12 protein-coding genes are annotated in these 13,657 nt (G+C 51.9%); 7 read left to right on the top strand and 5 right to left on the bottom strand.

Annotation, left to right across the window (positions count from 1 at the left end):
* Both C7387_RS16495 and C7387_RS16490 read right to left on the bottom strand, forming a co-directional pair.
* Positions 1-1,893: an NAD(P)/FAD-dependent oxidoreductase gene (locus C7387_RS16495; protein WP_120817108.1), complete on the bottom strand. Its 1,893-nt coding sequence runs from the start codon at positions 1,891-1,893 to the stop codon at positions 1-3.
* Positions 1,894-1,904: 11 nt separating this feature from the next.
* Positions 1,905-3,332, bottom strand: coding sequence for a gamma-aminobutyraldehyde dehydrogenase (locus C7387_RS16490; protein ID WP_120817107.1), 1,428 nt, complete (start codon positions 3,330-3,332; stop codon positions 1,905-1,907).
* A gap of 237 nt (positions 3,333-3,569) precedes the next feature.
* Here C7387_RS16490 and C7387_RS16485 point away from each other — a divergent pair, with 237 nt between their 5' ends.
* Together C7387_RS16485 and C7387_RS16480 are read left to right on the top strand one after the other, a co-directional pair.
* Positions 3,570-4,295: a FadR/GntR family transcriptional regulator gene (locus tag C7387_RS16485; protein WP_038252590.1), complete on the top strand. Its 726-nt coding sequence runs from the start codon at positions 3,570-3,572 to the stop codon at positions 4,293-4,295.
* Between the two features lie 28 nt (positions 4,296-4,323).
* A complete protein-coding gene (locus C7387_RS16480; protein WP_166791159.1) occupies positions 4,324-5,016 on the top strand; it encodes a cache domain-containing protein in 693 nt (230 codons plus the stop codon).
* An 84-nt stretch (positions 5,017-5,100) separates the two neighbouring features.
* On the opposite strand, the gene C7387_RS16475 is transcribed toward C7387_RS16480, so the two are convergent.
* The 3 genes from C7387_RS16475 to C7387_RS16465 all read right to left on the bottom strand — a co-directional run bounded on the left by C7387_RS16475 (position 5,101) and on the right by C7387_RS16465 (position 7,996).
* Complete coding sequence (locus C7387_RS16475) at positions 5,101-6,576, bottom strand: APC family permease (protein WP_006816919.1); 1,476 nt, start codon at positions 6,574-6,576, stop codon at positions 5,101-5,103.
* 218 nt (positions 6,577-6,794) lie between these two features.
* Positions 6,795-7,469, bottom strand: a complete 675-nt coding sequence (locus tag C7387_RS16470; protein ID WP_120817105.1) for a nucleoside deaminase — start codon at positions 7,467-7,469, stop codon at positions 6,795-6,797.
* A 215-nt stretch (positions 7,470-7,684) separates the two neighbouring features.
* Positions 7,685-7,996 carry a helix-turn-helix domain-containing protein gene (locus C7387_RS16465; protein ID WP_120817104.1) on the bottom strand — a complete coding sequence of 104 codons (312 nt, stop codon included), beginning with the start codon at positions 7,994-7,996 and terminating at the stop codon, positions 7,685-7,687.
* Between the two features lie 222 nt (positions 7,997-8,218).
* Between C7387_RS16465 and C7387_RS16460 the strand changes: the two genes are divergently transcribed.
* From C7387_RS16460 to dndE, 5 genes are all read left to right on the top strand, one after another.
* Entirely contained in the window at positions 8,219-8,482 is a 264-nt protein-coding gene (locus C7387_RS16460) for a helix-turn-helix domain-containing protein (protein ID WP_120817103.1), read from the top strand.
* A gap of 101 nt (positions 8,483-8,583) precedes the next feature.
* Positions 8,584-9,669: a DNA sulfur modification protein DndB gene (gene dndB / locus C7387_RS16455; RefSeq protein WP_120817102.1), complete on the top strand. Its 1,086-nt coding sequence runs from the start codon at positions 8,584-8,586 to the stop codon at positions 9,667-9,669.
* Positions 9,666-11,300, top strand: coding sequence for a DNA phosphorothioation system sulfurtransferase DndC (dndC, locus tag C7387_RS16450; RefSeq protein ID WP_120817101.1), 1,635 nt, complete (start codon positions 9,666-9,668; stop codon positions 11,298-11,300). The genes dndB and dndC overlap by 4 nt, the downstream gene beginning before the upstream one ends.
* On the top strand, positions 11,290-13,290 hold the full coding sequence (gene dndD, locus C7387_RS16445; RefSeq protein WP_120817100.1) for a DNA sulfur modification protein DndD: 2,001 nt from the start codon (positions 11,290-11,292) through the stop codon (positions 13,288-13,290). The genes dndC and dndD overlap by 11 nt, the downstream gene beginning before the upstream one ends.
* Complete coding sequence (gene dndE, locus C7387_RS16440; RefSeq protein ID WP_120817099.1) at positions 13,290-13,643, top strand: DNA sulfur modification protein DndE; 354 nt, start codon at positions 13,290-13,292, stop codon at positions 13,641-13,643. Before dndD ends, dndE begins: the two co-directional genes overlap by 1 nt.
* Positions 13,644-13,657 lie beyond the last annotated feature (14 nt).

Below are 13,657 nucleotides of genomic sequence, written 5' to 3'. Positions count from 1 at the left end.
TCACCCCATAGCCTTAAGTTCGTTAACCGCGCGCCAGGCCTGATCGATTGCCGCGTGGGCATAGGCGCTCCAGTCGGAATCCGAGTTGGCGATGGCGATACGCCCGACGGGTTTTCGCGCCCGTTCGACGATTTCGGCCTGTTTGTCCATATCGTCAAACAGCGCGTTGGCGTAATAAGCATAGCCGTGCGCCCAGCGGTTGACGGTAATGGCGGCGATATCACGCTCGTGGTCAAATCCGGCGCTGCCGAGCATCTCCTGCAGCTGATCGCGGATCATCTTTTCGTGAGCATCAAAAGAGGTTCCCAGCAGGAACGCACGCCCTTTGCGGAACTGCTCGCGGGCGCTCATGTTGCTGCCGGGGTAGGTCGGCACGTACACCATATGCAGCACCATCGGTTCGTCCGGCGACTGCGGATGCTGATAGCTCCCGAGGCTTACCGGATAGTCCAGCTTCACGCGGCTGTACGGGGCCGCAGGAGAATAAAATTCGTGGATCCCCAGCTTCATAAACGGCTGCCAGTTTTTCACCACCACGTTGGTGTACACCAGCGGCGCTTTCACGTTGAGACGCAGATCGTCTTTCTGCTCTTCCGGGGTTTCCGGCACCAGGTATGGCACCATCATGTTGTAGCCCGCCATCACCGCGTTACGTCCGCGCACGCGGTGCGGCTTGCCGTCGTTCAGGTAGGTGACGACCACGCCGTCGTCGGTATTGGCGGCGTTAACCACCACGCTATTCAGGCGAATACGCGCCGGGTTTTGCGGCTTGTCGAGGGTCGAGTAGTCGAGGCGCGAAGTGATGGAGTCTTCCATCGTGCTTCCAGGCAGCGCCTGCGGGATCAGATGGCGGATCATCAGGCGCGTCAGCCCGGCGTTACCGTCCGGGAAGTGGTACACGTAGGGCTCTTCGAGATCGGCCAGCGCTTCACCGTCGAGCGGTGGCAGGCCCATGCCCTCCATCCCCGGCAGGGCGCAGGCGCGGGCGTCAGCGCAGGAGATCCCCTCGATGCCGATAGCGAAAAAGTCATTCGAACGCTGCTGGAAATAGAGCAGCGCCATCTTGCTTAAACCCACTTTCTCACTGAGGAACTCGTGATAACTGTGGCCATCGAGCCAGGCGCTTTTCTCTTCGACCGTCATCCCCGGCAGGTAGTCGGAGGGATTCACGTGCAGCGTAATCAGCGCCTTGCGATCTTCCTCACTCAGCGGGAAGTCGTTGATGAATGCCTCGATGGGGCGACCGTTCAGGCGGTCGTGCGGGATATCGTCCGACACCGCGCGCCCCGGGTCACCGCTGACAATTTTCGTCTCGCCGAAGTGCTTCTTATCAAAAAACACGCCGCGGCTGAGCTGATGGTCCGGATAGAAATTGACGTCAAAACCGGCTTTCATGCGGCTGACGCTGATGCCGAGATCCGCCATCAGCTTGTTCACCACCGGGCTGAAATTATTGGCTGGCGACTGAAACGCCTCGCTGCCTCCGTAGCCGATAAGGGTTTTACCCTCAACGGTGAATTCGTTGCGCTTGGCGTGACCACCAAAATCGTCGTGGTTATCCAGCACCAGGATTTTGCTCTCTTTTCCTGCCAGCTGCTGCCAGAAGCAGGCGGCGGCGAGGCCGCTGATGCCGCCGCCGACGATAACCAGATCGTACTCTTCCTCGATGGGCAGACCATCAAGAGCAAAGTTTTCATGCTCCCGACCCAGCGCATGCGCCATTTCAAAGGAGCCGGGGTGGTTGCCACGCAGGCCGGTCAACGCGGGCGGATAATATTCGCCATGAATCACCGCGCCCGCTTTGCCTGCCGCCCGAACCAGATCGAGCGGGGTTAACCCCGCCGCGATGGTAATGGCCACACCGTTAAGGAAGTCGCGTCTGGTAATCGCCATGAGTGTCCTTGTTATTCGTTGATATCACACATGATATGTTTCACTCGAGTATACTCATCAAGTGAATAAGATGAGAGATCTTTGCCATAACCGGACTTCTTGAAGCCCCCGTGCGGCATCTCGGCGCACAGCGGGATATGGTTGTTGATCCACACGGTGCCGAAATCGAGCCCGATGCTGAAACGCTGGGCGCGGCCATGGTTGCTGGTCCAGACGCTGGCGGCAAGGCCATACTCCACGTCGTTGGCTTTGTGCAACGCCTCCTCCTCGGTGGTGAACGCCTGAATGGTCATCACCGGGCCAAACACCTCATGCTGAATCGCCTCGTCGTGCTGCTGCAGGCCGGAGATAATCGTCGGCTCAAAATAGAAGCCCGGGCCTGACCCCGGACGACCGCCGGTTTCAATACGGGCGTGCGCCGGCAGGCGATCGATAAAGCCTTTAACCTGCTCCAGCTGATTGCGACTGTTCAGCGCGCCGTACAGCGCATCGCGGTTGTCCGGTGTGCCGAAGGTGATGGTTTTGGTTTTTTGCACCAGCTTTTCGAGGAATGCCGGATATGCAGACTCCTCCACCAGCAGGCGTGTGGCCGCGGTGCAGTCCTGACCGGCGTTGAAGAACCCGGCGGTAGTGATGAACTCCACCGCGCGCTCCAAATCCGCATCAGCAAAAACCACCACCGGCGCTTTCCCCCCCAGCTCTAAATGCGCTTTGGTCAGGTTAGCTGCCGCAGAGGCCGCCACCTGCAGACCCGCGCGCACCGAACCGGTGATGGAAACCAACGACGCCTTCGGGCTTGAGACTATCAGCGAGCCGGTTCCGGCCTTGCCCAGCACCACGTTGAACGCCCCCTGCGGGAACAGCGGCGCCGCCAGCTCAGCCAGCATCAGTGTGCTGATGGGCGTGGTGTCACTCGGCTTCAGCACCACGGTGTTCCCTGCCGCCAGCGCCGGGGCAATTTTCCACACCGCCATCATGAACGGATAGTTCCACGGCGTGACCTGGCCGACGATCCCCAGCGGCTCGCGGCGAATGGTTGAGGTAAAACCGTGGGCGTACTCCCCGGAGGCTTTCCCCTCCAGGCAGCGGGCGGCACCGGCGAAAAAGCGAATGGCATCGCAGGAGGCCGCAATCTCTTCTTTTTCAATAAAATGACGCAGCTGCCCGGTTTCCTGGCTCTGGGCCAGCGCCAGACGCTCGACGTTGCGCTCGATTTCATCGGCAAGCTTCAGCAGCGCTTTCTGCCGCTCTGAGGGGGTTGAGGTTTTCCAGACCGCAAACGCCGACTTCGCCGCCGCATAGGCCTGCTCCACCTCCTGCTCGCCGCCGTCCGGAGACAGCGCATAGGTTTCGCCATCCACCGGGCTTACCAGCGCAAACAGATTGTCCTGCCGACCTTCTACATACTGCCCGTTAATGAAATGCTTCAGGGTTCTCATCACTGTCTCCAGTCGTTAAATCATAAAGTATCTTAGTTAATATATTTAGAATAATTGGCTTTCAATCATGTAACATTGACAACATGAAGCACATCGCATTTTTAACTTAATTTTCACATATCATTAACGGGAACGCACCTTCCCGGGACGAGGATCGCGCCGCCATTCTCCCCTCGCCTGCATAGCGGGCATATGTTAAGAATGGGGCTGTTTCAGGGAGATATTCACAAAAAAATTATGATTACTCATGCCGTCATCTTTGCGCCAATCGGACAGGTCAGCCGTTCCGATCAGATAGTCCAGCGACTGTCTAACGCCATTATTACCGGCCTGCTTGAGCCGCATGAACAGCTGCCCAACGAGGCCGATCTGGCAAAAATGATGGGCGTTTCCCACATCACCATCCGGGAAGCGCTGAATACGCTGAGGGCGAACAACCTCATCCACACGGTGCGTGGCCGCAACGGCGGCAGCTTTGTGTGTGAGAAGCGCGCCGCCGCGAACGGCGACCTGCACCCGTTTCGCACCATCAGCACCGACTATCTCTCCGACCTTGGCGAGATGCACTGCGCGGTTATCAGCCACAGCGCCCGCCTGGCGTCGCGACGGATGACGGAAACCGACATGGCGCGGCTGCAGGAGTTTGTCGGGGTACTGAAAGCGGCGAACACGCCGGAGCTGAAAACCCAGGCCGACATGCGCTGCCTGCTGACGATTGCCGCCAACTCGCACTCCGCGCGGCTGGCAAGCCAGGAGCTGCAGCTACAGGCCGAGTGGGCCTCTCTGGTGGCGGTGCTGTACCGCTCCGACGAGATCCACCAGCAGGTGGTCAGTTTGTATGAATCGCTGAGCGCGGCGCTCTCTCGCCACGACGAAGCCGGTTCCGTGCAGGCGGCCACCCAGCTGATTGACACTTTTACGTTCCATCTTATTGAAAACAAAATTAAATATAACGAAAACTGAAGAGCAATGAGCGAAGGCAGGAATGACGATGCGCTTACCCGACGCCCTCAGGGCGATGACCGACAAGATTGAGGACATTACCCGTTCCACCGTGGAGGCCACCGTCGCTCTGGCGCGGGAGATCCAGCACTCCGTCGCCGAACAGCCCGGCAGCTCTACGGACATGTTTTTGCTGCCGTCGGTGAAAACCGTTCTCCAGCAGCACATCAAAACCTCGCTCAGCCAGACGCCCTACTGCTCTGGCGCCGGGTTCGCCAGCCATATCGCCAGCACACCCGCCAGCCAGGAGTTCTGGGTACTGGAGTGGTGGTACAAACGCGCCGACGGCGTGGAGCAGGTTAACCTGGAGCTTGACCAGGCCACCCAACAGCGCCTTGATTTCCGCACCTTCGAGTGGTTTCGCCACTCGCCGCCGGACGGCCAGGCCTATATTCACGGGCCGTACGTCGACTATATCTGCAACACCTCCTACACCCTCACCTCGGCGGTGCCGGTGTACAGCAAAGGGCAGTTTATGGGCGTTGCCGCCATCGACATGCTGGTGAGCCGCATTGAAGACGAACTGCTCCCCTACGCCCGCCAGCAGCGGGTCGTGCTGACCAACCTCGATAAGCGGATTTTCTTCTCAACCTGGCCCCGTTACCGGGTGGGGGATTTGTTGGATACCGGCGAGTTGCAGCAGTGCTATCAGAGCGATTATTTTCGTTTGTATCAGCTCTAGAAGTGGAGTTGTCGGGCGCGCTACGCTTATCCGACCTACATTCACGTAGGACTGATAAGCGCAGCGCATCAGGCAAAACTAAAACTACACTTCTGCGTTGAGCTGCTTCGCATAGGCAATCGCATCATTTTCCGGCGCATTCGAACGCCCAAACGGGCGGGCCAGCGCCATATACAGCAGCCCTGTCAGCACGACGATCGCAAGCCCTACCAGCACCGTCCAGCGGTCGATAAAGCTGCTGCTCTCCGCCGGCTGCGCCAGCAGCCAGATCCCGCAGACGCCATAGGCCAGCGCCAGCACGTTCACCAGCATGCCCCACGCACCCACGGTCCACTCTCCGGCCGGTTTCCAGCCCTTCAGACGCTGACGCAACGCCGCCAGCACCACCATCTGGAAGGAGATATAGATCCCGATAACCGCGAAGGCGGTGATGCGCGACAGATTATCCGGCTGGAAGTAGACCCACACGCAGATAAGCACCGGCAGCAGGCAACTGACGATCATCGCGTTATCCGGCACGCTGTTTTTCGACAGCGTCGACATCCACTTGCTGCCCGGTAACATCTGGTCGCGCGAGAAGGAGAAGATCAAACGGCTCAGCGCCGCCTGCAGCGACAGGATGCACGACAGCATGGCGACGATCGCCACGACGATAAACACCGTTGCCCCGGTCGGCCCCAGCGCTTCGTTAAGGATAACCGGGATAGGATCGGCGGTTTTGCCGTTGACGATATTCACCAGATTCGGCGAAGAGAGCAGATAGCCCAGCACCGAGATGATCGCCGAGATCGCGCCAAACACGATGCTCAGGATCATCGCCACCGGGATCTTCTTGCCGGGATTTTTCACCTCTTCCGCCACGTTGCCGCAGGCCTCGAAGCCGAAGAACATGAACAGACCCATCAGCGCGGCGGACATAAACGCTGTCTGGTAGCTGCCGTCTTTTGCCAGCACGCCCATGGAATCAAACACCACCGAGAACGGCTGCGAGCGGTGGAAGATCAGCAGATAGATACCCAACGCGATGACGCTGACGATTTCGCACCAGAAGCCGATTTTCGCCACCCGGGCGAGGTTTTTGGTGCCCGACATGTTCACCGCCATCATCACCAGCAGCAGCACGACCGAGGTCATCAGCATGTTGCCCGGCGAAGTAGCAAAGTGGAACAGCGAGGCGACAAACGTGGAGGTGTATTCGGCAATGGAAGTAACGGTGACGACCAGCGCCCACAGGTAGATCCACGCGGCGATCCACGCGTATTTTTTGCCCCACAGACGGCGCGCCCACGGGTACAGACCACCGGTTATCGGGTACTGCGAGGCCACTTCGCCAAACACCAGCGCCACGAGGAGCTGCCCGCAGGCGACGATCAGGATCCACCATACCGCCGGTGGGCCCGCCAGCGTGACCGCCAGCGCAAACAGGGAGTACACCGCAGTGAGCGGCGAAAGGTAGGTGAACCCCAACGCAAAGTTAGAGATGAGGCCGATGGAGCGATTGAACTGCGGTTTATTATCGTTATGAATTACATCGTTTTTCTTGCCAGATGTCTGTTCCATATGTCTTTCTCTGTTGTGGTTGCTTCGCAGGTGAAACAGAGAAATTTATAAAAGATAATATGTTATATGTATAGAATGTTTGTCACATTTTTGTTAAAAAATAGATCTACTTCGCACGTCGATCGCCAGACGATCCGTCTCCCGGCACTTCAATCCTGGTGAGCGAGAAGGCCCCGGTCATCTCCAGACCCTTCCCGGAATAAGAACAGGTTATTGAGTTAGTTTCTGTTCCAGAACTGACGCTGTAGATCGACTATTTCCGTCATGATTTCAGGAACCGGACCAAGCACTTTTACCGCCTTTTGCCCGTGGGCAAAAACATATCGGGAAGGAATACTCATGGTCGGGTTCTCTTTATTATCACCGGTTAATTCCAGCAGCTGTTCTTCCGTCATGCCATACACTACCCGGCCAATATTGGCCCAGTAAATTGTTCCGGCGCACATACAGCATGGCTCCACCGAGGTATATAAGGTGCAGCCCCAGAGAAACTCCGGCGTATAGTTTCCGGCAGCCATCCGCGCAAGCGTGGCTTCAGCGTGAAGCACCGACCCCTGATTTCCCTGGGTAAGTAAAATGGTGTGCTGATCCGGCCCTACCAGCACCGCGCCGAACGGGTGATGCCCCAGCGCCATCGAGCGTTTGCCCACGTTGTTAGCCGCGCGCAGGAAATCAACCGATTGCTGATGAGTGGGTTCCAGCCCCTGCGCAGGAAAGCCCTGCGCGCTTCCTTCCAGCATGGCATTCGGCATATTCAGATTAACTTTTAGCACTTTTCCACTCTCCGCCCTCGCCTGTGGCACCAGCACCGCAGCGGCCGCTAACGCCCCTGCCCCTTTTAAAAAACGACGGCGAGGTTTTATTTCATCGTTATTATCTGCTTGTACGTTCATGTATTCTCCGTCAAAGATTGATGATTGAAAACATGCTTAAAAACGGGAGTAGCGTAACGCGTTTTTGTATTAAGTGCGTTGGTGAGAGTGGATATTCTGGATGGGGATCGGAAAATAATATAATGAAATGAAATTTCGGAAAAATACGGTATTAGCTATTAATTACAGACAGATGTTGAGAGCATCCTTAAAGTCTAGAATCGGCTATTACGGGGTTAGCTGACCAGAGCCATGATTTTCGCTCTGGTATCACTATCTAACTGATTCCAGCTCAGTACTACCTGTGCAAGTTGATCATCGGCAACATAGAAATAGGCGGAAGGCACATCCAGCGCTAAAGCCAACTGATGAACCACCTCGGTACCCGCCTGATGCACGCCCTTTTCATAGCGATTGATACGCGTACTCGCGACGAACTCATCCAGCCCGGCCAGAATGCCAAGTTTCTTCTGAGAAAGTCCTTTCGCCAGCCGCGCAGATTTCAGGCGCTCGCAAAAGATACTTTGATAATTAACGGTATCGTTCATGGCTACGATAGTCGTAGCTTTTTAGTGTTTCCGATACTACGAGAAACGTAGTCACATACAGTTACTTTCTGAAAAACTCCAGTTTCATGCACCTTGCAGCGATATCACACCTCGCTCGCAAAACTACGATAAACGTAGTTTTTATCTTGAATACTGAACTACGAATTACGTAGCATGATGTTGTTAGGTTAAATTTTAACGTTACACCGTCAGGAGGGAATCATGACAACAGACTGGCACCCGGCAGACATCATCGCGGGTTTACACAAGAAAGGAACCTCACTCGCCGCTCTGTCGCGTTCGGCAGGGCTCAGCTCATCAACACTGGCGAACGCGCTGACGCGCCCCTGGCCGAAGGGCGAGTATTTGATAGCAGAAGCGCTGGGGTTACACCCCTCAGTGCTATGGCCGAGCAGGTATTTTAAGGATGGGGAGATGGTGGAGAGGAAAGAGCTGATGAGAAAACCGTCAAATGAGAATGCCTGAGTTACGTAAAAAATCTCGTAAGTTCCAATAAAGAACTTTTCACAAAAGGTCATATTACGTAAAATAAAACGTAATGTGACCAGCTCAGCCAGGACTTATCAATGACCCAATTCGATTCCAACTACTGGTACTCCTTCCCGGCAGTCAGAGGCATTCAGGCGGGACGCCCCTTTTACATTGCCACTTGCCCTATGCGCATCATTCCAAAGATTTTTAGTTTTGATGAGACAGATGTCCCACCAGAGCTTCGCGCACAGCGCATTTTGAACAAGTCTCGTATTCCTGAAATGGTTCGCTATCTCCTGGAGAATCCAAAAGATTATGTTTTTTCTGCATTAACTGCTTCTATTGCCGTTGATGTCCAGTTTGACGAGTTTCAGAATTCAAACAATCTGGGGACACTACGAGTACCAATGGATGCGCAGATACTTATTAACGATGGCCAACACCGTCGTAAAGCCATCGAGGACGCATTAGCTGAACGGCCTGAACTTGGTCAGGACAACATTCCAGTGCTGTTTTTCGTAGATGAAGGATTAAGGCGCAGCCAGCAAATGTTTGCGGATCTGAACAAATACGCCATCCGCCCTAGCCCGTCGCTATCAGCACTCTACGATCATCGCGATGTCAGTTCAAACCTGGCACGTTACTTAGCTATGTCTATTGAACCCTTTGTTGGTCTAACTGAGCTCGAGAAATCCAGTATTAGTCTGCTTTCCAACAAATTATTCACCCTAAGCAGTATTAAACAAGCCACCAGAGCCCTTTTAGGTAAAGACCCTAAAGCAGGGAACATCGAAGACAATACAAGCATTGCTGCACTATACTGGCAGACTGTATTTAAAGTGATGCCAGATTGGCAACTAGCTGCACGTAAGGAGGTCTCTCCAGCGCAGCTAAGGCAGGACTATGTTCATGCTCACGGTATTGGTCTGCAAGCTCTAGGACTATTAGGTCGTGCTCTTATGGCTGAAGAGCCTGAACACTGGCAAGAAAAAATCACCAAACTGAAGACTTTTGACTGGCGTAAAAGCAACCCTGAAATGGTTAAGCGCGCGATGCAACATGGTAAGTTGAGCAAAACCAGCACGGCTATTCAACTCACTTGCAACGCCTTGAAAATAGCGCTATCTCTCCCTCTTTCCCCCGAAGAACAAGAGCTTGAAGCTCAGATGGTTGTATCATGAGTACATTAACTCAGGCCTATGATCTGGCCGATTATGAAGATTTTATTAATGATGAGCAATTCGCTGGCCGTACGCTTGCCGAATTTGTTGCTGAAGTACAGCGCGTATATTGTGCGGATAAGCGCCCGTGGGTAATTGGTTACAGTGGTGGTAAAGACTCCTCTGCTGTGATTACCCTGGTGTATCTGGCATTGATGGGCCTTCCGCCTGAAATGCGGACAAAGGATGTGTTTGTTGTTTCATCCGATACATTGGTAGAAACGCCTGTTGTAGTGGATCTCATTAAAAAGACCATGCTTCAAATAGAAGCCGGGGCTAAACGTGATAGTTTGCCAATCACACAGCATGCTGTTACGCCGAAAACTAACGAAACATTTTGGGTGAACTTACTGGGTAAGGGTTACCCCGCGCCAACTCGTAGTTTCCGTTGGTGTACCGAACGTATGAAGATCAATCCGGTGAGCGACTTTATAAAAGATAAAGTCAGCCAGTTTGATGAAGTCATCGTTGTTTTGGGTTCTCGCAGTAGTGAGAGTGCATCACGTGCGCAAGTTATTGCAAAACATAAAATCGACGGTTCACGTCTGGCACGCCACACTACTCTTTCCAACGCTTTTATTTACACCCCAATTGATACTTGGGATGTAGAAGATGTATGGAAATTACTCCGTGGAGCCTTCAGATACGCGCCTGATGATTTTGATGAGTGGGAAAGCCCATGGGGCGGGAACAACCGTCCACTCTGGACGCTTTATATGGATTCTTCCGCACAAGGCGAGTGCCCGCTTGTTATTGATGACAGCACCCCTTCATGCGGAAACTCTCGCTTTGGTTGTTGGACATGTACCGTCGTAACCAAAGATAAAGCGATGGAGAGCCTGATCCAAAATGGTGAAGAGTGGATGTCCCCGCTGCTGAAGTACCGTGATCTTTTGGCTTTCACGACCGATCCAGTTAACAAAGATACTTATCGCAACTATAAGCGTCGTACTGGAAAGGTGAGCTATCAATATGCAAAAGATGGTGAGGAGCTTACTGCTGAGCGCAAACACGTTCCAGGTCCATACTGGCTTAAATATCGTCAGCAATGGTTAAGAGATCTGCTGACAATTGAACGTGATATGAACGCACAGGGTCACTCGATTACCCTAATCACTCAGCCTGAGCTTCATGCCATCCGGCAGGAATGGTTAAAAGATCCGAATGAGCCTGACTGGTATGACACGCTTCCTGGTATTTATCGTGAGGTTTACGGCCAAGATCTGGACTGGGTAATTGATGACCAATCTCGTTTCGATGCCAGCGATGCCGATCTTCTTGAGCAGATTGCCCAGGGATTTGACGTTGTTCCAGAGATGGTTATGAAACTGATCGAGCTTGAAGTATCAATGGAAGGTCTCAGCCGTCGGCAGGGTATTTTCGAAAAACTGGGTACTATCCTCAAGCAAGACTGGGGAAGCCTGGAAGACATAAAGCAGCAGCAGGAAACATTGCAGAAACGCAATGAACGAGATGTTCATCAGGAAGAAGTAGCCAAATTGGAAGCTGAATTACAGATGCTGCAGCGCAGAATTACCGATGTGAGCGAGCCAAACCTGCTTACCAGTGAGGACAAAGAACGTGTTAATTAAACAACTGGTACTGCGAAATTACCGCGTTTTTAGTGGTACCCATACCATTGATCTAGCACCTAAAAAACGGGCGAATAATGATAATCCGCGCCCGATCGTACTGTTCGGCGGGTTAAACGGCGCGGGAAAAACATCAATTCTGTCAGCAATCCGCCTTGCGTTATATGGCAGATTGACATTTGGCTCGGCCACCCAGCAACAAGAATATATAGAAGAACTGAGTGCGCTGATCCATAAAGGCCACTCATTATCTGAGCAACCTGACGAAGCATCAATCGAGCTCTGCTTTACCTACAATAAAGGTGGCCAGGAAGCTGAGTTTATTGTCACTCGCACATGGCAAAAAGGTAAACGAGATAAACTTTCGCTTCAGCAAGATGGCAAGGTTATTCAAGGCCTGGGTTACGACCAGTGCCAGGGATTCCTGAATGAGTTGATTCCACATGGGATCGCCGACCTATTTTTCTTTGATGGCGAGAAAATTGCTGAACTTGCTGAGGATGAATCTGGCAATATTTTGCGTACCGCGGTACGCCGTTTGTTAGGTTTAGATCTCATCGAAAAACTGCGAAATGACTTAATGATCTTTGTTAAGCGGCAACAATCTGGTCAGTTGGCAGAGTCTCAACAACAGAAGCTAGCCCTGCTGGAAAAACAGATAAAAGAGCTTTCCTTCAAGACAGAACAAATTCTCGAAAAGGCAGATTTTGCAAAGCAACGTATTGATTTAATTTCGAAGGAAATCGTACAGCATGAGGCTCTTCTGAACGCTCAAGGCGGTGCTTTTGCGCAGACTAAAGCCCAGGAGAAGCAGAAAGTTGAAACGCTTTTAAAAGATAAAGAACGCCTGGAAAAAGCACTTCGCCATGAGTGCGAGAGCTCTTTACCTTATGCTCTTGCACCGAAAACGCTAAGTCGTTTGCTTGAACAAATTAGTGCTGAAATGCAAATAAAGCAGGCGATAAGTTTTGAGAAAGAACTAAATCATTTCCTGACGCAGCTAAAAAATGACATTTCCTTCCGTTCCGGTAGTACAGGGAAAATTGCAGCCGAAGCGATAGAGGATAACCTGCAAGAATATCTTGCTGGTAAGCCCAAAGGTGAACTGTTGTTTGATATCTCGGAGCGTGAAGCTGGGATGATTCAGCATTCTATCGAACAGGATAGCAAGAAATCCTGGCAACGCTTCGAGCTGTACCGTAATCAGTTAGCACAAGTTGAAGAACAGCTGGAACAAGCCGCAGCGAACATTGCCCGCGCACCTGAAGATGACCAGCTGATGGGTATCTTTGAAAAACTCCGCGAGCTAGATCGTAAACGCGAAGCTAAACGTCAGGAATACCGATCTTTGCTTGAAGAAGCAAAGCAAGCAAAGCAAGTGCAATTAGATTGCGCTCGTCAGATACAAAAAGCACATGATGCAGCTCGTAACCAACATAACCACAGTAGTGCATTAAATAACGCTCACGAAACCATCAATTTGCTTGATCGTTATAGTGAGCTGCTGACTCAGGCCAGAGTAAAGACTCTTTCAACTAATTTTGAAGCAGCTTACCACAAACTTGCCCGCAAAGAAGATTTACAGTTGAATGCCCATATCAACCCTGAGACTTTTGATGTAGAACTGGTGGATGAAAATAATATTGTTATTAATCGTAAGTTACTTTCCGCTGGGGAAAAGCAAATTTATGCAATAGCGATTCTTGAAGCTCTGGCTAAAACTTCTGGTCGAGACCTGCCAGTGATTATTGATACACCACTTGGGCGTTTAGACTCTCAGCATCGAGATAAGCTGATTAATCATTACTTCCCATTTGCTAGCCATCAGGTTGTACTGTTGTCGACTGATACTGAAGTGGATGAGAGATATTTTGTGGATCAACTTCGCGATGACATATCCCATGCTTATGAGATTGTGTTTAACGCGCGAACAAAGTCATCTGTACTTAAGTCAGGTTATTTCTGGGAATTAACTAAGGAGGCAGTTTAATGCTCCCGAATAGAATGCAACTTAGTCGCCAGACTGAAGAACAACTTAAAAAACTAAAAAGTCATACTGGAATAACACCTAATATTTCAGCACGCTTGGCTTTTTTCCGTTCAATAGAAACTGAGTTTCGATATTCTACAGAATATAATAATAAAAAGCTTGACGGTTCATTAGTATTGGACAAAATCACATGGTTGGGAGAGACTCTACAAGTGACAGAGTTAATACTCAAAATGCTATATCCACAAATTGAACAAAAAGATATTCTAAAAGCATGGGCAGCACATGTTGAAGATGGTATATCAAGTTTAAGAAACCATAAGAGTCTTAATTCTATAATAGAAAAAATATGACATCATTTCTTTAA

It is taken from the genome of Yokenella regensburgei (assembly GCF_003634235.1).
Taxonomy (GTDB): domain Bacteria; phylum Pseudomonadota; class Gammaproteobacteria; order Enterobacterales; family Enterobacteriaceae; genus Yokenella; species Yokenella regensburgei.
Note: the sequence above shows the minus strand (reverse complement) of the source record. Positions and strands in the feature narration are given on the sequence as shown.

Bases quoted from the DNA above. Each gene is read 5' to 3' on its own strand.
- C7387_RS16495 (WP_120817108.1), bottom strand. From the start codon at position 1,893: ATGGCGATTACCAGACGCGACTTCCTTAACGGTGTGGCCATTACCATC.
- C7387_RS16490 (WP_120817107.1), bottom strand. From the start codon at position 3,332: ATGAGAACCCTGAAGCATTTCATTAACGGGCAGTATGTAGAAGGTCGG.
- C7387_RS16485 (WP_038252590.1), top strand. From the start codon at position 3,570: ATGATTACTCATGCCGTCATCTTTGCGCCAATCGGACAGGTCAGCCGT.
- C7387_RS16480 (WP_166791159.1), top strand. From the start codon at position 4,324: ATGCGCTTACCCGACGCCCTCAGGGCGATGACCGACAAGATTGAGGAC.
- C7387_RS16475 (WP_006816919.1), bottom strand. From the start codon at position 6,576: ATGGAACAGACATCTGGCAAGAAAAACGATGTAATTCATAACGATAAT.
- C7387_RS16470 (WP_120817105.1), bottom strand. From the start codon at position 7,469: ATGAACGTACAAGCAGATAATAACGATGAAATAAAACCTCGCCGTCGT.
- C7387_RS16465 (WP_120817104.1), bottom strand. From the start codon at position 7,996: ATGAACGATACCGTTAATTATCAAAGTATCTTTTGCGAGCGCCTGAAA.
- C7387_RS16460 (WP_120817103.1), top strand. From the start codon at position 8,219: ATGACAACAGACTGGCACCCGGCAGACATCATCGCGGGTTTACACAAG.
- dndB (WP_120817102.1), top strand. From the start codon at position 8,584: ATGACCCAATTCGATTCCAACTACTGGTACTCCTTCCCGGCAGTCAGA.
- dndC (WP_120817101.1), top strand. From the start codon at position 9,666: ATGAGTACATTAACTCAGGCCTATGATCTGGCCGATTATGAAGATTTT.
- dndE (WP_120817099.1), top strand. From the start codon at position 13,290: ATGCTCCCGAATAGAATGCAACTTAGTCGCCAGACTGAAGAACAACTT.